Annotated in this window: 18 protein-coding genes; 8 read left to right on the top strand and 10 right to left on the bottom strand. The window is 70.8% G+C overall.

The features are described 5' to 3' along the window. Positions 1-78: 78 nt before the first annotated feature. Both FHS22_RS38915 and FHS22_RS05060 read right to left on the bottom strand, forming a co-directional pair. The gene (locus FHS22_RS38915; protein WP_338047603.1) at positions 79-1,107 is read right to left on the bottom strand and encodes a C40 family peptidase; all 1,029 of its coding nucleotides are present in this window, start codon (positions 1,105-1,107) and stop codon (positions 79-81) included. 160 nt (positions 1,108-1,267) lie between these two features. Then, the gene (locus tag FHS22_RS05060) at positions 1,268-2,590 is read right to left on the bottom strand and encodes an NYN domain-containing protein (RefSeq protein ID WP_184938866.1); all 1,323 of its coding nucleotides are present in this window, start codon (positions 2,588-2,590) and stop codon (positions 1,268-1,270) included. A gap of 186 nt (positions 2,591-2,776) precedes the next feature. Here FHS22_RS05060 and FHS22_RS05055 point away from each other — a divergent pair, with 186 nt between their 5' ends. Next, the gene (locus FHS22_RS05055) at positions 2,777-3,895 is read left to right on the top strand and encodes a phosphotransferase family protein (RefSeq protein WP_184938864.1); all 1,119 of its coding nucleotides are present in this window, start codon (positions 2,777-2,779) and stop codon (positions 3,893-3,895) included. A 45-nt stretch (positions 3,896-3,940) separates the two neighbouring features. On the opposite strand, the gene FHS22_RS05050 is transcribed toward FHS22_RS05055, so the two are convergent. Then, entirely contained in the window at positions 3,941-4,621 is a 681-nt protein-coding gene (locus FHS22_RS05050; protein ID WP_184938863.1) for a response regulator transcription factor, read from the bottom strand. Positions 4,622-4,664: 43 nt separating this feature from the next. Next, positions 4,665-5,888 carry a sensor histidine kinase gene (locus FHS22_RS05045; protein ID WP_338047602.1) on the bottom strand — a complete coding sequence of 408 codons (1,224 nt, stop codon included), beginning with the start codon at positions 5,886-5,888 and terminating at the stop codon, positions 4,665-4,667. 110 nt (positions 5,889-5,998) lie between these two features. Here FHS22_RS05045 and FHS22_RS05040 point away from each other — a divergent pair, with 110 nt between their 5' ends. The 3 genes from FHS22_RS05040 to FHS22_RS05030 are packed head-to-tail and all read left to right on the top strand — an operon-like array spanning position 5,999 to position 8,353. Next, positions 5,999-6,208, top strand: coding sequence for a hypothetical protein (locus FHS22_RS05040; protein ID WP_184938859.1), 210 nt, complete (start codon positions 5,999-6,001; stop codon positions 6,206-6,208). Positions 6,209-6,267: 59 nt separating this feature from the next. Further along, positions 6,268-8,022, top strand: coding sequence for a DEDD exonuclease domain-containing protein (locus FHS22_RS05035; RefSeq protein WP_184938857.1), 1,755 nt, complete (start codon positions 6,268-6,270; stop codon positions 8,020-8,022). Positions 8,023-8,065: 43 nt separating this feature from the next. Then, positions 8,066-8,353, top strand: a complete 288-nt coding sequence (locus tag FHS22_RS05030; RefSeq protein ID WP_184938855.1) for an Lrp/AsnC family transcriptional regulator — start codon at positions 8,066-8,068, stop codon at positions 8,351-8,353. 142 nt (positions 8,354-8,495) lie between these two features. On the opposite strand, the gene trpD is transcribed toward FHS22_RS05030, so the two are convergent. Together trpD and FHS22_RS05020 are read right to left on the bottom strand one after the other, a co-directional pair. Continuing rightward, a complete protein-coding gene (gene trpD, locus FHS22_RS05025) occupies positions 8,496-9,539 on the bottom strand; it encodes an anthranilate phosphoribosyltransferase (protein WP_184938853.1) in 1,044 nt (347 codons plus the stop codon). 49 nt (positions 9,540-9,588) lie between these two features. Then, positions 9,589-9,987, bottom strand: coding sequence for a DNA-binding transcriptional response regulator (locus FHS22_RS05020; RefSeq protein ID WP_184939078.1), 399 nt, complete (start codon positions 9,985-9,987; stop codon positions 9,589-9,591). 195 nt (positions 9,988-10,182) lie between these two features. On the opposite strand from FHS22_RS05020, the gene ctaE reads away from it, so the two are divergent. From ctaE to qcrB, 4 genes are read left to right on the top strand one after another with little or no spacing between them, the layout of a single operon-like run. Next, complete coding sequence (ctaE, locus tag FHS22_RS05015; protein WP_184938851.1) at positions 10,183-10,803, top strand: aa3-type cytochrome oxidase subunit III; 621 nt, start codon at positions 10,183-10,185, stop codon at positions 10,801-10,803. Between the two features lie 16 nt (positions 10,804-10,819). After that, positions 10,820-11,632, top strand: coding sequence for a cytochrome bc1 complex diheme cytochrome c subunit (gene qcrC / locus FHS22_RS05010; RefSeq protein ID WP_184938849.1), 813 nt, complete (start codon positions 10,820-10,822; stop codon positions 11,630-11,632). Further along, positions 11,629-12,735, top strand: coding sequence for a cytochrome bc1 complex Rieske iron-sulfur subunit (gene qcrA / locus FHS22_RS05005; protein WP_184938848.1), 1,107 nt, complete (start codon positions 11,629-11,631; stop codon positions 12,733-12,735). Before qcrC ends, qcrA begins: the two co-directional genes overlap by 4 nt. Then, positions 12,732-14,396, top strand: coding sequence for a cytochrome bc1 complex cytochrome b subunit (gene qcrB, locus FHS22_RS05000; protein WP_184938846.1), 1,665 nt, complete (start codon positions 12,732-12,734; stop codon positions 14,394-14,396). The genes qcrA and qcrB overlap by 4 nt, the downstream gene beginning before the upstream one ends. 94 nt (positions 14,397-14,490) lie before the next feature. Here qcrB and FHS22_RS04995 read toward each other — a convergent pair whose 3' ends face one another. The 4 genes from FHS22_RS04995 to ctaC all read right to left on the bottom strand — a co-directional run bounded on the left by FHS22_RS04995 (position 14,491) and on the right by ctaC (position 18,858). Then, a complete protein-coding gene (locus FHS22_RS04995) occupies positions 14,491-15,771 on the bottom strand; it encodes a L,D-transpeptidase (RefSeq protein ID WP_184938844.1) in 1,281 nt (426 codons plus the stop codon). A gap of 230 nt (positions 15,772-16,001) precedes the next feature. Further along, positions 16,002-16,397: a cytochrome c oxidase subunit 4 gene (locus tag FHS22_RS04990; RefSeq protein WP_184938842.1), complete on the bottom strand. Its 396-nt coding sequence runs from the start codon at positions 16,395-16,397 to the stop codon at positions 16,002-16,004. Next, positions 16,394-18,115, bottom strand: coding sequence for an aa3-type cytochrome oxidase subunit I (gene ctaD / locus FHS22_RS04985; protein WP_338047600.1), 1,722 nt, complete (start codon positions 18,113-18,115; stop codon positions 16,394-16,396). The genes FHS22_RS04990 and ctaD overlap by 4 nt, the downstream gene beginning before the upstream one ends. After that, on the bottom strand, positions 18,112-18,858 hold the full coding sequence (gene ctaC / locus FHS22_RS04980) for an aa3-type cytochrome oxidase subunit II (RefSeq protein WP_476704282.1): 747 nt from the start codon (positions 18,856-18,858) through the stop codon (positions 18,112-18,114). The genes ctaD and ctaC overlap by 4 nt, the downstream gene beginning before the upstream one ends. Positions 18,859-18,940 lie beyond the last annotated feature (82 nt).

Raw genomic sequence — 18,940 nt, 5'->3', positions numbered from 1 at the left:
CGCGCGGCCCCGGTCGGCCGCCTCGGGCCACCGCCCGGGGACCGGCACCGGAGAAAGGCGCTCAGGCGTCCGGAAGGGTCAGGGGCGGACCGCGCCGACGAGGCGGCGGCCGTAGGAGGAGAGGCTGACGACCTTGACGACGTCCCCCGTCTGCGGGGCGTGCACGATCTGGCCGTTGCCGGCGTACAGGCTCACGTGCCCGAGCCCTTCACTGAAGATCAGATCGCCGGGCTGGAGGTCGTCCAGGGAGACCTTGCGGCTCGCGCCCCAGCTCCACTGCTCCCAGGTCGTGCGGGGCAGGCTGACGCCGCCGGCGCGCCAGGAGGCCTGGACGAGGCCGGAGCAGTCCCAGCCGCCCGGTCCCGTCCCCCCGTACTGGTACGGCTTGCCGACCTGGGCGAAGGCGAACTCCAGGGCCGCGCGGGCGTTGCCGGAGGCCGGGCCGGTGTAGGCGATGCCCGCGCTGTCGGGGTCACCGGTCCTGAAGGCGCCGAGCTCGCGCAGGAGCTTGGTCTGGGCCTTGACCATCTTGTCGGCCTTGGCCTTCTCCGCGGCCAGCTCGTCACGCGTCCGGTCGGCCTCGGCCAGGGCGGCCTTGGCCTTGTCGCGGTCGCCCTTCAGGGTCTTGTTGGCCTCGTCGAAGGCGTTGAGGGACTGGGCGCGCGAGGCCGAGAGCTGGTCGGCGGCGGCCAGACCGCTCAGCATGTTCTCGGGGCTCGCCTGGCCGACCAGGGCCTCCCAGCCGGTCACACCGCCGAGCTGGTAGGAGCTGACGGCCATCGTGACGAGTTCCTTGCGCAGCCCCGCGACCTTCGCGTTCTGCCGGGTGAACGCGTCGTTGAGCGTCTTGTACTTCTTCCTGGCCTTCTTCCACTTCTCGCCGGCCTGGTTGTACTTCTCAACGATCTTGTCGGCCTCTTCGTTGAGCCGCTTCAGCTTCTTCTTCGCCTGCGCGATCGTGGGCTTGGGCTCTGCGAGAGCGTCGCCGAACGGCAGGACCGGCAGCAGGAGCGCCGCGAGCACCAGCCCGGCCGCCACGGGTCTGCGCCCGGAACTCTTCTGCATGCCCGCCACGGCCACTACGACGCCCTCCCCGCGTAAAGCCACTGGGGCGAAATAGTACAGAACCGGTAAGGGGGAACTCACCTTTTCGGCCGTTTCGTTGCTTATCGGCAAGGAGCGGCTCCGAATCCGCAGGCGGGGCCGTACACCGGCCCGGGCCGTCACCGGGCCCGACCGCGCGTCTCCGGCCCGCCGCGGACCTCCGTCAGGCGCGCCCGAGGCGTTTGAGCAGCAGCCCGGCGGGGACCGGCCGGGCGCCCATCCGGCGGACGGACTCGGCCACCTCCCGGTCGGAGGAGACCACCGCCAGCGCGCGCCCGGCCGGCTCGGCCTGGACCAGCTGGCGGATCAGGTCGTCGGCGATCTGGCCGGGCGCGCTGAACAGCACCCGCACCCCCCGCGGGGCCGAGACCGGGACCGGGCCGTTCAGCTCGGCGCCGTCGAAGACGCAGGTCAGCTCGGTGCGGGTCTGCGCGTACAGCGCGCCGAGCCCGGTGAGCAGCCGGTTGCGCTGGTCGGCGAGGGTGAGGGTGCCGTACCCGGTCTTGGTCACGTTGTAGCCGTCCACGATCAGGTGGACCTGCGGCAGCGTGAGCAGCTGGTCGAGCAGGGCCGGATCGTCGTCGGCCAGCGCCCGGGCGGGCACCGCCTGGACCCCCGGCCGCCCGGGGGCGACCGAGACGACGGAGTCGGCGGGCCGGCTGATGCCCGAGGGCATGGCCAGCTCCCTGCGCAGCCCGGCCGCGGCGTCCTGGAGCGCGTCGAGCAGCACGCGGACCCTGGCGTCCTCCACGCTGCGCCCCTCGCGGGCGGCCCTGCGGGCGGCCTCCAGCTGCCGCTCGGAGTCGGTCAGCCGCTCGCGGAGGCGGCGCAGCTCGCTCTCCCCCGTGCTGCCCGCCGCCGCGGCGGCCGCCCTGGCCTCCTGGGCGGCCTCCGCCATCTCGGCGGCACGGGCGTCTGCCGCCTTCGCCCGCTCGCGGGCCTCGTGCAGCTTGCGGCGGAGGTCGGAGATCTCCGTGCGTGCGCCCCTGAGCTGCTCGCGCAGCCGCTCGGACTCCTCCTTGGCGGCGGTCTTCTGCGCGGCCAGCTGCTCGCGCAGCCGGGTGAGCGTCTGCTCCAGCGCCGAGCCCTCCGCCACCACGGCCGACCGCTCGATGTCGGCGCGGGCGTTCTCCACCATCTCCGCCCAGCCCGGCGGCCGGGTCAGGTAGGCGGCGGCGGCGACCATGACGGGCTCGGCGGCCGGCGGCACGGCCCCCTCCGCCAGCCCTGCGACCAGCTCGGGCCAGCCCGCGGCCAGCGCCTCGGCGACGAGCTCGCGGAACTTCTTGTCGGTCTCCAGTTGCGCGGCGATCGGCGTGCCGCCCAGCTTGGCGCGCTTGCGCGGGTCGAACCTGGCGATGGTGCGCAGCGGCGGCGGCACCGCGGCGGCGGGCATCGAGCCGAGGATCTGGGCTGCCAGCTCCACGACGTGCGAGCGGACCTGCTCCGGCAGCGGACGAGACAGGCCCTCTCCGGCTGAACTCATCAACGGCCCCTACTCGGATCGGTCTATCCGTCAAGGGTACGGCCCCCGCGCCGGGCCGCCGAACGGATAAAAGATCGAAGCACGCCTGACCTGCCGGTGAACACGCGGTGGACAAGCGTTTGCTCGGCGGTATACGACTGTCTCGGCGGTGTACGGCGTGTCGCGGAGCAGTCCCGGGAGAGCACGATGGACGAACAGCGGGAGCAGGGCGAGTCGATGCGGACCTCCACCCGGGACCTGGACGAGCTCCGCGACCGGGTGCGCTCGTGGCTCGGCGGGCGCCTGGGCTGCCCGGTCGCGGTCTCCGCGCTCTCCCATCCCTCGGGCAACGGCATGTCCAGCGAGACCCTGCTGTTCGACGCCTCCTGGGCGGACGCCGAGGGCGGGCGGCAGGTCGCGTGCGTCGCCCGGATGGCCCCGGCGAGCGAGGCCGTGCCGGTCTTCCCGAGCTACGACCTCGGCAGGCAGTTCGAGGCCATGCGGATGGCCAGGGAGCGCGCGGGCACGCCCGCGCCGCGCACCCTGTGGTTCGAGCCCGACCCCGCCCCGCTGGGCACGCCCTTCTTCGTGATGGAACGGCTGGCCGGGGACGTGCCGCCGGACGTGCTGCCCTACACCTTCGAGGGCTGGCTGCTGGAGGCCTCCCCCGCCGACCGGGCGCGGCTGCAGCGGGAGAGCGTGGCCATCCTGGCCGGTCTGCACGACGCCCCGTTCACCCCCGGGGAGCTGCGCCCCTTCCAGCTCGGCCGGCCCGGCGGGTCCGCGCTGCGCAGGCACGTCAACGACCAGCGGGCCTACTACGAGTGGGCGCACTCCTCGATGCGGATCCCGGTGCTGGAGCGGGCGTTCGGCTGGCTGGAGGAGCACTGGCCGGCCGACCCCGGGCCCGACGTGCTGAGCTGGGGCGACGCGCGCATCGGGAACGTGATGTACCGCGACTTCACCCCGGTGGCGGTGCTCGACTGGGAGATGGCGGCCGTCGGCCCCCGCGAGCTGGACATCGCCTGGATGATCTTCCTGCACCGGTTCTTCCAGGAGGTCACCGAGGTCATGGGCCTCCCCGGCCTGCCGGACTTCATGCGGCGCGAGGACGTGTGCCGTACATATCAGGAGATGACGGGTTATCAGCCGCGGGACATGGAGTTCTACGAGATGTACGCCGCGCTGCGGCACGGCATCATCATGGCCCGCGTCTGGCACCGGCGGATCCACTTCGGCGAGCAGCCCATGCCCGAGGACCCCGACGACCTGGTCATGCACCGCGCCGCCCTGGAGCGGATGCTCGACGGGAGCTACTGGAGATAGGCCCGGACGCCCTGCCCGGGGCCCGCGGGAGGGCCGCACCGCCGGTCAGCCGCCCAGGCCTCCGGCGTCGTGGACGACCAGCGCGATCTGGACCCGGTTGTTCAGGCCGAGCTTGGTCAGGATCCGCGAGACGTGGGCCTTCACCGTGGCCACGCTCATGTACAGCCCGGCGGCGATCTCGGCGTTCGACCTCCCCCGGCCGACGGCGACCGCGACCTCGCGTTCGCGTTCGCTGAGCCCCGCCAGCAGCTCCAGCGCCCGCTCGCGGCGGGATCCGGCGCCCCCGTCGGCGACGTGCGCGATGAGCTGGCGGGTCACCGCGGGCGAGAGGATGGGCTCCCCCGCCCCCACCCGGCGGATCGCGGAGACCAGCTCGCCCGGCGGGGTGTCCTTGAGCAGGAATCCGGCCGCCCCCGCGCGCAGCGCGCGCAGCACCTGGGCGTCGGCGTGGAAGGTCGTCAGGATCACCACCTCGGGAGCCGGGACGGCGGCGCGCAGGCGTTCGGTGGCGGTCAGGCCGTCCACCCGGGGCATGCGGATGTCCATCAGCACCACGTCCGGCCGCTGCCCGGCCACCAGCGGCGGCACCTCGTCCCCGTCCGCCGCCTCACCGACGACGACGATGTCGCCGGAGCCGCCGAGGATCATCGAGAGCCCGGCCCGGACGAGGGCGTCGTCGTCGACGATCAGCACGCGGATCGGCTCGCGCGGGGGTGGTGAGCTCATGCCGGTCACGTTAGCGGTGTCCTCCCTGCGCACCGGCACCGCCTCAGGCCGTCCACGGCAGCCAGGCGCAGAGCCGGAACCCGCCGTCGGGCGCGCGGCCGTACTCCAGGCGCCCGCCCACGAGCTCGGCCCGCTCGGTGAGCCCGATCAGGCCGGTGCCGCTGCCGGGGATCGGCTGGCCGCCGGTCACCGGGTTGCGGATCTCGACGGTGAGCCCGTCGCCGGGCCCGCCCGCCACCACCATGTCCACGGCCGCGGCGGCGGCGTGCTTGCGCGCGTTGGTCAGGCCCTCCTGCACGATCCGGTAGACGTTCCGGCCGAGCTGCGCCGGTGCCTCCGCCCGCTCGTCCACGCGCATGTCGAGCGTCACCTCCATGCCCGCGTCCCTGGACTCCTCCACCAGGGCGGCCAGGTCCGCCAGGGTCGGCTGCGGGCGGGCGGGATCGATGCCCTCGGCGCCCTCGGCGCCGTGCCTGAGCACGCCGATGACCTCACGCAGGTCCTGGAGGGCCTGGTGGGCCCCGGAGCGGATCACCCCGGCCGCCCGGACCACGTCCTGCGACGGCATGTCCGGCCGGTACTCCAGCGCGCCCGCGTGCACGCTGAGCAGCGAGAGCCGGTGGGCGAGCACGTCGTGCATCTCCCTGGCGATGCGCTCGCGCTCCAGGTGCCTGGCCCGCTCCACCCGCAGCTCCGCCTCCACCTCGGCCCGCTCGGCGCGCTCGCGCAGCGAGACCACGAGTTGCCGCCGGGCCCGCACGAGCATGCCCCAGATCATCACGACCAGGAACATCAGCGTCACCAGCGCGATCCCTTCCCGGAAGGACAATTCGGGATCCGGTCGCAGGTGCAGGTAGAGGGGGACCGTCGCCAGGTTCAGCCCGCCCGTCAGTGCCACGTACCTGAAGGGCCGATGCACGGCCACGGTGAACAGCGCCGCCAGGGCCGCTCCGCCCGAGACGGCCGAGACGAACGAGACCGGAATGAGCACGAGGGTGAGCCCCACGGGCCAGCGTCGGCGCAGCCAGATCGCGATGCACGCGACGGCGCCGAGGAGCTGGTCGGCGACCCGCAGCGGCTCCGGCAGGCCGGGTTCGGCCTGCACCTGCTCCGCCGTGACCAACCCCATGCCGACGGACAGCAGGAAGATGACGATGTCCACGATCCAGTCGCGGGTCGACCGCCGGACCCTGGGGCGCTCCCTCCGCTGCGCGTCACGCAGGCTGCCGGGCAGCAGCCATCGGTACTCCATCGCGGATTGGGTCACATTCCACGACATTACGGGTAATGCGGGCAGACCTGGAACCGACCAAAGTCGATGCCGCGCCTACCTTGTGCCGTAGCGGGCCCTCGTCGCGCCGGACGAGGATCGACGGCATGAAGGAACTCCTCAAACTGCTGGGCGTGCTCCTGCTGCTGCAGGGCTGGGGAACCGTGGTGAACACCGTCCTGGGCTGGTGGCGGTGGGCGCACGACCTGCTCCTGGTCAACCACATCGGCTTCCTGGACGGATACGAGGTCTTCGCGGGCGTCGTGCTCGGCTTGATCGGCCTGTTCCTGTACACGGCGGCGGGGAAGCGGGCGTAGGAACCGCTCGCCTGAGCGTCTCCCGACGGGCGCGGCGGTAAATGTCGGTCGGGGCTCCTATGGTCGTGAGCGTGGAAAACGCCGTACAGGGGACGCTGGACGAGCTGGGCACGCCGCTCAGCGAGATCACGTTCGTGGTGTTCGACCTGGAGACCACGGGAGTCTCCGCGGAAGAGCACGCGATCACCGAGATCGGCGCCGTCAAGGTCCGGGGCGGGCGGGTGCTGGGCGAGTTCGGCACCCTGGTCGACCCCGGGACGCCGATCCCCCCGTTCATCTCGGTGCTGACCGGCATCACCGACGTCATGGTCGCGGCGGCGCCGAAGATCGGGTCCGTGCTCCCGGCCTTCCTGGAGTTCGCCCGCGGCGCCACGCTGGTGGCCCACAACGCCGGCTTCGACGTGGGGTTCCTCAAGGCGGCCTGCGCCGCCCACGGCCACCCCCCTCCGGAGCACCCCGTCGTCGACACCGTCACCCTGGCCCGCAGGCTGCTGACCCGCGACGAGGCGCCCAACTGCAAGCTCTCCACGCTGGCCCGGCTGTTCAGCTCGACCGAGCCCTGCCACCGCGCCCTGTCCGACGCCCGGGCCACCGTGGACGTGCTGCACGCCCTGCTGGAGCGGGCGGGCTCCTTCGGCGTGCACACCCTGGAGGAGCTGAAGGGCTTCACCCGCGCGCCCACCCCCGAGCAGCGCCGCAAGCGGCACCTGGCCGAGGCGGTCCCCGCCGCCCCCGGCGTCTACGTCTTCGAGGACGAGCGCGGCGACCCCCTCTACGTCGGCAAGAGCGTCAACCTGCGCACCCGGGTGCGCAGTTACTTCACCGCGAGCGAGACCCGGCCCCGGATCAGGGAGATGGTCGGCATCGCCGTGCGGGTCCGGCCGATCGTCTGCGCGACCGCGCTGGAGGCCGAGGTCCGGGAGCTGCGGCTGATCGGCTCGGCCAAGCCGCGTTACAACCGCAGGTCGCGCTTCCCGGAGAAGGTCGTCTGGCTCAAGCTCACCGACGAGCCCTTCCCCCGCCTGTCGGTCGTCCGCGAGCTCAAGGACGACGGGGCCGGCTACCTGGGCCCGTTCGGCAACGTCCGCGCCGCCGAGGAGGCCCGTGCCGCGCTGCACGAGGCGGTGCCGCTGCGCCAGTGCACCGACAAGATCCCGCTGCGGGTCACCGACCGCACCAGGCGCTCGGCGTGCGCGCTGGCCGGGCTCGGCAGGTGCGGCGCGCCGTGCGAGGGCCGCCAGAGCCCCGAAGAGTACGGCGTGCACGTCGCTGCCGCCCGCCAGGCCATGGAGCTGGACGCTGGCCCGGTCTTCTCCGCGATCGAGGCCAGGATGGAGCGGCTCTCGCAGGACCAGCGCTACGAGGAGGCCGCCGCCGACCGCGACCGGCTCGCCTCCTACGTGCGGGTCTCGGCCCGGATGCAGCGGCTCCGGTCGCTGACCTCCATCCCGCAGCTGATCGCCGCCGCCCCGGTGGCGGACGGCCGGTGGGAGATCCACGTCGTCCGGTACGGCCGCCTGGCCTCGGCCGGGGTCATGCCCAGGGGCGCCCATCCCACACCGTTCGTGGACGCGCTGACGGCCACCGCGGAGACCGTCGCGCCGGGGCCCGGCCCCATCCCGGCGGCCGGCGCGGAGGAGACCGAGTGCATCCTGCGCTGGCTGGAGTCGCCGGGGGTGCGGCTGGTCCAGGTGGAGGGCGGCTGGAGCCTGCCGGCGGCGGGCGCGGGCCGGCTCAAGGAACGCATCGACCGCGCCTACCAGGGGCTCGGCACGGAGCCGCACCGGCGGCGCGAGGGCCGTCCGGAGCGCTGATAACTTCGGAGGCGGCAAGCCGTACTCAACGAGGAGGAAGCTCGTGGTCACCGCGATCGTGCACATCAACGCCGAGGTGGACAGGATCCCCGAGGTCGCCCAGACGATCGCCGAGATCGACGGGGTGAGCGAGGTCTACTCGATCACCGGGGAGTACGACCTGATGGCCATGGTCCGCGTCGCCGCCTACGAGGAGATCGCCGAGCTCGTCCCGGGCCGGATCAACAAGGTGGCCGGCGTCCTGCACACCGAGACGCACATCGCCTTCCGCGCGTACTCCCGGCACGACCTCGACGCCGCCTTCTCCATCGGGCTCAGCGAGTCCGACTGAGAAGGACGGCGGGCCCCCGGCCCCGGGAGCGGCGGGAGCCGCGCGGCTCCCGCCCCGGAAGGCCCCGGGCCCGCCGCCACGGCACGGCCGCGGCCGATCACCGCGGCCGCCGGGCTCCGGCGGTGGTGTCACAGCCGCGGCGTCACGGCCGCAGCGACGCGCTGACCTCGATCCAGCGCTCCAGGGTGGTCGCGGCGGCGCCGGAGTCGACGGCCCGCACGGTCCGGCCGTAGGCCTCCGTCATCGCGGCCTCCAGGTCGTCCCCGGGGCCGTCGAGGGCCACCAGGGCGGCGGCGGCGTTGAGCAGCACCGCGTCGCGGACCGGCCCGGTCTTCCCGCCGAGGAGGTCGTGCACGGCCTGGGCGTTGAAGGCCACGTCCCCGCCGCGCAGCGCCTCCGCCTCGGCCCGCGGGATGCCGAGCACGGCCGGGTCGAAGACGGTCTGCGTGGCGGTGCCGTCCCGGACGACCCAGACCGTGGAGGTGGTGGCGATGGTGAGCTCGTCGAGACCGTCGTCGCCCCGGAAGACCAGGGCGGAGACGCCCCGCTCGGCGAAGACCCCGGCCACGACCGGGAGCATGCGCGCGTCGTAGACCCCGATCGCCTGGGCGGCCGGGCGGGCCGGGTTGGTCAGCGGGCCGAGGAAGTTGAAGACCGTCGGCACGCCGAGCTCCTTGCGCGGCGGGCCGGTGAAGCGGAACGCGGGGTGGTAGACCGGCGCGAAGCAGAAGGCGATGCCCGCCTCGACCGCGACCCTGGCGGTGTCCGCCGGAGCCAGGTCCAGCACGACTCCGAGGTGCTCCAGCACGTCGGCGGCGCCGCAGGAGGAGGAGGCCGCCCGGTTGCCGTGCTTGACCACCCGCGCACCCGCGGCGGCGGCCACGATCGCGGCCATGGTGGAGACGTTGACCGTGTGGGCCCGGTCGCCTCCGGTGCCGACGATGTCGACGACGGGGCCCTCGACCGAGAGCGGGGTGGCCCGCTCCAGCATCGTGCGGGCCAGGCCGGTCACCTCCGCGACCGTCTCCCCCTTGGCGCGCAGCGCCATGGCGAACCCGGCGATCTGCGCGGGCGTCGCCGAGCCGGACATGATCTCGTTCATCGCCCAGGAGGTCTCGTCCGCGGTCAGGTGCTCGTCGGCGAGCAGGGCCGACAGCAGCGCGGGCCAGGTCGTGCGCGCGTCCATGGGGGTCTCCGTAAGGGGTCTACCGGTCGTGTCGAGGGGGCCGGTGCTTCTATCGGGCGGTCAGGCGGGTGGAGAGGCGCCGGCGCATCAGGTCGGCCACGGCGTCGGCCAGCGTCACGGGGTCGATCGGCTGCGGCACGACCGCCTCGGCGCGGGACCACTCGGCCAGCCAGCGGTCGTCGCGGCGGGCGATCAGCAGGCAGATCGGCGGGCAGTCGTGGACCTCGTCCTTCGCCTGGCGGGCCACCCCCATGCCGCCGGCCGGCTGGGCCTCGGCGTCGAGCACGGCGACGTCGATCTCACCCGAGTCGAAGTGCTGGACGACCTTCGCGTGGGTGGCGCACTCCACGATCTCCACGAGGGGCACGTCTGCCGCGGGACGCCGGCCGATCGCCTGGCGCACCTTCTCGCGGGTGCTCGCGTCGTCGCTGTAGACGAGAACCCTCATCCTGTCGTCGGTGCTCACGGTCGCGCTCACTATCCCTTGTCGATGTATGGTCACCTGGGATGCTACCGGTCGCCCCGTCTGGAGACCCAGACCGGAGGCCCTGGCGCATAAAATGCCCCATACGTCCAGATTAGAGGGACGTTTGAACCCCCTACCGGGGGGTCGTGCGGCGACCCGAGCAGGGGAGCCGCAATAATGCTGCCCGTGGCGACAGCATCCGCAATATCAACGACGACGACAGCACACTCGTCCGGCCGACCCGATCTGGTCAGCGTCGGGACGATCGTCTGGCTGTCCTCTGAGCTCATGTTCTTCGCGGCGCTGTTCGCGATGTACTTCACCATCCGGTCGGTGAGCATCGGCCAGGGCATCACGGAATGGCCCGAGGCTCACCTGAACGTCCCGTTCGCGTTGGCCAACACGATCATCCTGGTCCTTTCCAGTGTGACCTGCCAGCTGGGCGTCTGGGCCGCCGAGAAGGGCCAGGTCGCCAAGCTGCGGTTCTGGTACATCGTCAGCTTCATCATGGGCGCCGTCTTCGTCGCCGGTCAGCTGTACGAGTACGCCCAGCTTGTCGCCGAGGGGCACACCCTGTCGCACACCGCGTACGACTCGGTGTTCTACCTGGCCACGGGCTTCCACGGACTCCACGTGACCGGTGGACTGATCGCGTTCCTGTTCATGCTGGGACGCACGTACGCCGCGAAGCGCTTCACCCGTGAGCAGGCGACCAGCGCGATCGTCGTGTCCTACTACTGGCACTTCGTCGACGTGGTCTGGATCGGGCTTTTCGTAACCATCTACGGCATCCATTAAGGAATCGGGGATCTCTGTGAATAGGATCACCGCTGGGCGGCGGCATCCCCTCGCGAGATACGCCGTCCTGCTTCTGGCCTTGGGGCTGCTGGGGGTCGCGTACACCCTGGTGGTCCCGACGGACGACCGGGCCGCCGCGTCCATCGCCTCGGGCAAGGTCGACAACGTGGCGGAGGGCAAGCGGCTGTTCGAGCAGAGCTGCTCGAGCTGCCACGGTCTCAACGCCGAGGGCATCCCCGACCGCGGCCCGAGCCTGGTCGGCGTCGGTTGGGCGGCGGTGGACTTCCAGGTCAGCAGCGGCCGTATGCCGATGACCCAGCCCGGTGCCCAGGCTCCGCGCAAGAAGCCCGCCGACTGGGTCAACGACGAGACCATCAAGCAGCTCGGCGCCTACATCCAGTCCCTCGGCGGCGGCCCGGTGCCCCCGACGGAGGAGCAGGTCGACCCCGCCAAGGGCAACAGGGCGAAGGGCGGTGAGCTGTTCCGCGCGAACTGCATCCAGTGCCACAACTTCGTCGGCGCCGGCGGTGCCCTGACCCAGGGCAAGTACGCCCCCGAGCTGACCGAGGCCACCCCGAAGCAGATCTACGAGGCCATGGCCACCGGCCCGCAGGCGATGCCGGTGTTCAACGACAGCGTCATCACCCCCGACCAGAAGCGAGACATGATCGCTTACATCGTGGGGCTTCAGCAGGAGCCCAACCCGGGCGGCGCCGGCCTCGGCCGCATCGGCCCGGTCACCGAGGGCCTGCTGCTGTGGGTCGTGGGCATCAGCCTGCTCGTCCTGGCCGCCATCTGGATCACCGCGAAGAAGCGACAGGCCCAATGACAGACAACAATCACGACATCGAGCAGCCCGACGATCGCGTTCCCAAGCGCGTCGTGGGCACGCCCTCGCCCGCCGCGAGCACGACCCTGCTCGGCGCCAAGGAGACCGCCAGGACGGCGGAGGCCCCCGGCGTGAACCTGCAGGACGAGAAGACCGCGAAGAAGGGCGAGAAGATCGCCGCCCTCTGCTTCACGATCACGCTCCTGTCCGGCATCGCCTTCATCGCCTCCTACGTGGCGTTCCAGGTCGGCGACGTGGAGAGCACCGAGATCTCCAACCTGGCCCTGGGCGCCTCGCTCACGCTGGCGCTGCTCTCGCTGGCCTCGGGCCTGGTGGTCTGGGTCCGCATGATCATGCCCAAGTACAAGCTGGTCCAGGAGCGCCACCTGATGGCCTCCGACGGCGAGACCCGCTCGTACGTCGGCGAGACCTTCCTGCAGGGCGCGGCCGAGAGCGGCATCACCAAGCGGCCGCTGCTGCGCCGTACGCTCCTGGCCGCCGCGGCCCCGCTGGGCCTGGCGCCGCTGGTGCTCCTGCGCGACCTCGGCCCGAGCTACTCGGACTTCCCGGAGAAGCTGCGGCACACCGTCTGGGGCGAGAAGACCAAGGACGGCAAGAACCGCAGGCTCGTCGTCGAGGGCACCGGCGCGCCGATCCGCGCGGCGGACTTCAACTCCCCCGGCGGCATCCTGTCGGTCGTGCCCGAAGGGTACGAGCACGACCTGAACGCCCTGGCCAAGGCCGTCCTGATCCTGATCAAGTTCCGGCCGGAGGAGCTCAAGTCCGGTACGAACCTGAACTGGACGCACGACGGCATCGTGGCCTACTCCAAGATCTGCACGCACGTCGGCTGCCCCGCGGCCCTGTACGAGCAGAGCACGCACCACATCCTGTGCCCGTGCCACCAGTCGACCTTCGACGCCGCCGACGGCGCCAAGGTCGTCTTCGGCCCGGCCGCCCGGCCGCTGCCCCAGCTGCCGATCACGGTCGACAACGAGGGATACCTCGTCGCCACGGGCGACTTCGCCGTCCCCGTCGGTCCCAGCTTCTGGGAGCGCGGCGACGCCGAGGCCGAGGTCCGTGAGAAGGGAGGCCACGCATGAGCCACTCCGACGCTTCCGGCCCCGCCGATGTCCCCAAGGCCATCGCGGGCCCGAGCAGCTACCTCGACGACCGCCTCGGCGCGGGGAACTTCCTCAAGCGCAACCTGCGCAAGGTCTTCCCCGACCACTGGTCGTTCCTGCTGGGCGAGATCGCGCTCTACTCGTTCATCGTCCTGCTGCTCACCGGCACGTTCCTGACGTTCTTCTTCAAGCCCAGCATGGAGCACGTCATCTACGACGGCTCCTACGACGGGCTCAAGGGTGTCGGGATGTCCGCGGCGTACGCCTCGGCGCTGGAGATCAGCTTCGACGTCCGCGGTGGTCTGCTCATGCGGCAGATGCACCACTGGGCCGCCCTCCTGTTCGTCGCGGGCATGATGGTGCACGCGCTCCGCGTGTTCTTCACCGGTGCGTACCGCAAGCCGCGCGAGCTGAACTGGGTCATCGGCGTCCTGATGCTCACCCTGGCGCTGCTGGAGGGCCTGACCGGCTACTCCCTCCCCGACGACCTGCTCTCCGGCGCGGGCCTGCGGATCACCGAGGGCGTGGCGATCTCGCTGCCGCTGGTCGGCACGTGGATCACGTTCTTCCTGTTCGGCGGCGAGTATCCGGGTGAGGACGTCATCTCCCGGTTCTACTCGCTGCACATCCTGCTCATCCCGGGCATCCTGCTGGCGCTGATCTCCGCCCACATGATCCTCATGTGGGTCCAGAAGCACACGCAGATGCCGGGCAAGGGCCGGACGAACAACAACGTGGTGGGCGCCCCGTTCTACCCGGCCTTCATGGCCAAGGCCGGCGCCTACTTCATGTTCACCTTCGGCGTCATCGCGCTGCTGGGCACCTTCGGGCAGATCAACCCGATCTGGCTGTTCGGCCCCTACACGCCGGCGGACATCTCGGCGGGCTCCCAGCCCGACTACTACATGGGCTTCCTGGAGGGCGCGCTCCGCATGATGCCCGCCTGGGAGATCAACATCTGGGGCTTCACGCTCCCGCTGAGCGTGCTGATCCCGGCGCTGGTCCCGATGGGGATCATCATGACCGGCCTGGCGCTGTACCCGTTCGTCGAGCAGTGGGTCACCGGCGACCGCCGCGAGCACCACGTCGCGGACCGTCCCCGCAACAACCCGCACCGCACCTCGATCGGCGTCTCGGCGATCACGTTCTACGGGCTGCTGTGGATCCTCGGCGCCAACGACGAGATCTCCTGGACCTTCCACATCTCGCTGAACTGGACGACCTACATCGGCCGGGTCCTGATCTTCGTGGCCCCGGTCGTCGCCTACATCGTCACCTACCGGCTCTGCCTCGGCCTGCAGCGCAGCGACGCCGCGGTCATCGGGCACGGTGTGGAGTCGGGCGTCATCAAGCGCCTGCCCCACGGCGAGTACATCGAGGTCCACGTTCCTCCGTCGGAGGACATCGAGGCCCACATGCGGGGCAAGGAGGCGATCCCGGTCATCGCCGGGGCCGACACCGAGCCCGGCGGCATCCCGCCGAAGGGCCTGCGCGGCCCGATCGGCAAGCTGAAGGCCAAGATGAGCAAGGCCTACGGCGGCGAGAAGATCCCGCTGGACGACGGCCACGGCCACCACGCCCACGGCGACGGCGAGCACACGGCCGTGGGCGCGGGCGAGGACAGGTCCCTCACCCACTAGCCGGAGACGACCGGTCAGAACGACGGGAGGCCCGGGCGGTTGATCCGCCCGGGCCTCCCGTTTCCTCTTCCGCAGCCCTCCCCGCCGGACGGCCTCAGGCTCTCTCGGTGGTGAAGCTCTTGGTGCTGCTCCACCGGGTCCACTGCCCCCAGTCCTCCTGCCAGTGGCCCCAGCCGTTCAGGGGCTCGAGCTCGCGGGGCGAGCCGGTGATGATGATCGGGTCGCCGATCAGGGTGTTGTCGATGAACCAGCGCGCGTGGGCCGGGCTGACGTTGACGCAGCCGTGGCTGACGTTGGCCGAGCCCTGGGAGCCGACCGACCACGGTGCGCTGTGGACGTACTCGCCGCTGTTGGAGATCCGCACGGTGTCGTAGACGGTCTTGCGGTAGTAACCCGGCTGGCCCGGGCCTATGCCCGGCGAGGTCATGATGGTCACCGGCTCGCGGGACATGGCCAGGTGGACGCCGCTGGTCGTGTGGTACTTCCACTGCCCGCCCTGGCCCGCGCTCATCGGGATCCGGCGGATCTCCTCGCCGTTCCGGCGGACCGTCAGGTGGTGGCTCTGGATGCTGCCCTCGGTTATCTGGGCGCGGCCGATCCTGAAGTCGAGGACGCGGTCGCCTCTGCCGTACAGGCCGCCGCCACCGGGGACCCCGGACAGGTGGGCCTCCAGGCGGACCTTCGTGCCGGCCGGCCAGAAGGTCTTGGGGCGGAAGTGGATCGTCCGGTCGTCGAACCAGTGCCAGGCGCCCAGGACCGGTCTGGAGGTGCGGACCACCAGGTTCCGCTCGACGGAGACGCGGTCGGTGACGTCGCGGTCGAACGTGATCATGATGGGCATGCCCACGCCCACGGTCAGACCCGTGTAGTCCTTGTGCGGCATGAGGTTCGCGATGGAGAAGGTGCCGTCGGCCTTCGCCGTGGAGAAGGAGGTGACGGACTCGGTCGTCTCGCCGTCGGGGTTGACCGCCACCGCGGTGACCTCGTAGGCGGTTCCAGGGGCCGCGGTGCCCCGGCTGCGCCACTGGGTGCCGTCCGCGCTCAGCACGCCCGGCAGGGAGCCTCTGGGGCCCTTCACCGTGACCTTCTTCAGCGTCCCGTCCCGGGCGCCGACCAGGATGGTGGTGTCGGTCGGCACACCGTCGCTCCGGTCCGCGGGCGCCACGATCACGCTCGCGGCCGCCCGCACCGTCCCCGGAGCCGCGCCGGCCCGCTGGACGGGACTCGCCGTCCGCCGGGACGCCGTCTCCTGGCCGGCCCGCTCCTGGATGGCCCGCTCCTGGATGGCCGCGGCGTTCGCCGCCGGGCACACCGTCACCAGTGCCAGGGCCAGCAGCCCCGGCGCGTACGTCGAGCCACGGATCGCCTGCCGCACGTGAAGTCCCCCGTTTCCGCTTGATCTTCTCCAGTGCGTTACTACCCGGAGCAAGCGTCACGGCATCTGATACATCCCCCTTGAGCTGGCAATAAACGCCAAAAAGCGGGCCACGGAAGGTTTCCGTGACCCGCTCTCCGGTGAAGTGCGGCGGGGCCGCCCGGGCCTGCGGGGCCGGCTCGCGTCCGGGCGGAGGAGCTCCGTCCGGACGCGGCCCGTTCGGGCGGGGCTCAGTGCGAGAAGTTGCCCCGGTAGTACTCGAAGACGAACCCGATCATGGTCATGATCGTCGCGGCGACGCCGATCAGGAAGAGCCACCAGCCGACGGCGAAGCCGAACGCGGTGAGCGCGACGGCCATGCAGACGAAGAGCGGCCACCAGCTGTGCGGGCTGAAGAAGCCGAGCTCTCCGGCGCCCTCGCTGATCTCGCCCTCCTTGTTGTCCTCCGGCTGGTCGCCGATGCGGCGGGCCGTGTACATCAGGTAGTAGCCGATCATGAGGGCGAAGCCGACCGAGATCGCCATCGCCGTCGTGCCGACCGGCTCCTTGGACCAGAACCAGTAGAGGATGTCGATCGCGGCGAAGAAGAGGCCGCAGAGGATGAACAGCCAGCCCTGAACCTTCATCGGATCTCCTTCGGCCCGTGCGAGTCCTTGCTGCGCGGGCCCTTGCGCTCAGCAGGAGGGGTCGGCGACCCGGAGATCCCCGGGGCCGTGATGTGCGGGTGCTTGAGGTCGAACGCGGGGCGCTCGGACCTGATGCGCGGCAGCGAGGTGAAGTTGTGCCGCGGCGGCGGGCAGGAGGTGGCCCATTCGAGCGAGCCGCCGTAGCCCCACGGGTCGTCGACCGTGACCTTGGGCGCCTTCTTGGCCGTCACCCACACGTTGTAGAGGAACGGCAGCGTGGAGGCGCCCAGGACGAACGCTCCGACCGAGGAGACCATGTTCAGGTCGGTGAAGCCGTCGATCGGGCTGTAGTCGGCGTAGCGGCGCGGGAAGCCCTGCGCGCCCAGCCAGTGCTGCACCAGGAAGGTGGTGTGGAAGCCGATGAACAGGGTCCAGAAGTGGAACTTGCCCAGGGCGTCGTTCAGCATCTTGCCGGTGAACTTCGGCCACCAGAAGTAGAAGCCGGCGAACATCGCGAAGACCACGGTGCCGAAGACGACGTAGTGGAAGTGGGCCACCACGAAGTAGGAGTCCGACACCTGGAAGTCCAGCGGCGGCGAGGCCAGGATGACGCCGGTCAGACCGCCGAACAGGAAGGTGACCAGGAAGCCGATCGAGAACAGCATCGGCGACTCGAAGGACAGGTGCCCCCGCCACATCGTGCCGATCCAGTTGAAGAACTTCACTCCGGTCGGGACCGCGATGAGGAAGGTCATGAACGAGAAGAACGGCAGCAGCACCTGGCCGGTCGGGAACATGTGGTGCGCCCACACGGTGATCGACAGACCGGCGATGGCGATGGTCGCGCCGACCAGGCCGATGTAGCCGAAGAGCGGCTTGCGGCTGAAGACCGGCAGGATCTCGGTCACGATGCCGAAGAACGGCAGCGCGATGATGTAGACCTCGGGATGGCCGAAGAACCAGAACAGGTGCTGCCAGAGCAGCGCGCCGCCGGTCTCCGGGGCGAAGATGTGGGTGCCGAGCTTGCGGTCGGCCTCCAGGGCCAGCAGCGCGGCGGCCAGCACCGGGAAGGCCATCAGCACCAGGATCGAGGTCAGCAGCACGTTCCAGGTGAACATCGGCATGCGGAACATGGTCATGCCGGGCGCGCGCATGCAGATGATCGTGGTGATGAAGTTGACCGAGCCGAGGATCGTGCCCAGGCCGCTGATGGTCAGACCCATGATCCACAGGTCGCCGCCGATGCCGGGCGAGGCGATCGAGTTCGACAGCGGGGTGTAGGCGAACCAGCCGAAGCTGGCCGCGCCGCCCGGGGTGATGAAGCCCGACAGGGCGATGAGGCTGCCGAAGGTGAACAGCCAGTAGCTGACCATGTTCAGCCGCGGGAACGCCACGTCGGGCGCGCCGATCTGCAGCGGCATGAGCTCGTTGGCGAAGCCGGCGAACAGCGGCGTCGCGAACATCAGCAGCATGACCGTGCCGTGCATGGTGAACAGCTGGTTGAACTGCTCGTTGCTGGTGACCTGAAGGCCCGGCTGGGCCAGTTCCGCCCTCATGATCAGCGCCATGACGCCGCCGATGATGAAGAACACGAACGAGGTGATGAGGTAGAGGTGTCCGATGACCTTGTGGTCGGTGGACGACGCCCACTTCGCGATGATCGAGCCCTTGCGGGTCGCCACCGGCGCCAGGGCGACAGGTTCGTTAAGTGCGGTCACTGGGCACCCGCCTGAGTAGCGATGTACTGGTCGAACTCGGCCTGCGGCACGAGCTTGACGTTGAAGAGCATCCGGCTGTGGTCGACGCCGCAGAGCTCCGCGCAGCGGCCGGCGTAGACGCCGGGCTTGTCGAGCGTCTTCACCTGGAACTTGTTGTCCACGCCCGGGATCACGTCGCGCTTGAACTTGAAGGCGGGGACCCAGAAGGAGTGGATGACGTCCGGCGAGACGAGGTCGAACTCGATCGTCTTGCCGACCGGCAGGACCAGTTGCGGGCCCTGCTCGTAGTTGTCGGCGGGGACCCCCACGACCTCGGCCTTCTTCCCGCCGGTCTCACTCGTGAAGCGCCAGCTCCACTGGAAGGCCTCGACCTTGACCTTGACGTCGGGGGTGCCCGACATCTCGTTGAGGTAGTCCTGGTCGCGGGCGGTGAAGAAGAACAGCACGCTGACCATGATCAGCGGCACGATCGTGTAGAGCATCTCGATCGGCAGGTTGTACCGCACCTGCGGCGGCAGCTCCTGGGAGTTCTTCCGCTTGCGGTGGAACGCCACGGACCACAGGATCAGGCCCCACACGACCGCACCGGTGGCGAGAGCCGCGATCCAGGATCCGTTCCACAGACTCTGGACGACCTCGGCCTGCTCGGTGATGCCCTCGGGCATGCCGCCACGGGACCAGTCTTCAGCACTACACGCCGTCGCGGACACCAGCAGCAGCGCCAGAGCGGCAGTGCGTGGCACCCGGCGGCGGGCCAACGGACGCCGTGCAGAACGGCGGGTCGGACTCACGGATCGCCTACCCCACAGATGAAGCCCAGAAGTC

This window comes from Thiemannella venezuelensis, from assembly GCF_014203605.1.
Lineage (GTDB): Bacteria > Actinomycetota > Actinomycetes > Streptosporangiales > Streptosporangiaceae > Planomonospora_A > Planomonospora_A venezuelensis.
The sequence above is the reverse complement of the archived record's forward strand: the minus strand, read 5'-3'. Positions and strand labels throughout refer to the sequence as shown.

Bases quoted from the DNA above. Each gene is read 5' to 3' on its own strand.
- FHS22_RS05060 (WP_184938866.1), bottom strand. From the start codon at position 2,590: ATGAGTTCAGCCGGAGAGGGCCTGTCTCGTCCGCTGCCGGAGCAGGTC.
- FHS22_RS05055 (WP_184938864.1), top strand. From the start codon at position 2,777: ATGGACGAACAGCGGGAGCAGGGCGAGTCGATGCGGACCTCCACCCGG.
- FHS22_RS05050 (WP_184938863.1), bottom strand. From the start codon at position 4,621: ATGAGCTCACCACCCCCGCGCGAGCCGATCCGCGTGCTGATCGTCGAC.
- FHS22_RS05040 (WP_184938859.1), top strand. From the start codon at position 5,999: ATGAAGGAACTCCTCAAACTGCTGGGCGTGCTCCTGCTGCTGCAGGGC.
- FHS22_RS05035 (WP_184938857.1), top strand. From the start codon at position 6,268: ATGGTCGTGAGCGTGGAAAACGCCGTACAGGGGACGCTGGACGAGCTG.
- trpD (WP_184938853.1), bottom strand. From the start codon at position 9,539: ATGGACGCGCGCACGACCTGGCCCGCGCTGCTGTCGGCCCTGCTCGCC.
- FHS22_RS05020 (WP_184939078.1), bottom strand. From the start codon at position 9,987: ATGAGGGTTCTCGTCTACAGCGACGACGCGAGCACCCGCGAGAAGGTG.
- ctaE (WP_184938851.1), top strand. From the start codon at position 10,183: ATGCTGCCCGTGGCGACAGCATCCGCAATATCAACGACGACGACAGCA.
- qcrA (WP_184938848.1), top strand. From the start codon at position 11,629: ATGACAGACAACAATCACGACATCGAGCAGCCCGACGATCGCGTTCCC.
- qcrB (WP_184938846.1), top strand. From the start codon at position 12,732: ATGAGCCACTCCGACGCTTCCGGCCCCGCCGATGTCCCCAAGGCCATC.
- FHS22_RS04990 (WP_184938842.1), bottom strand. From the start codon at position 16,397: ATGAAGGTTCAGGGCTGGCTGTTCATCCTCTGCGGCCTCTTCTTCGCC.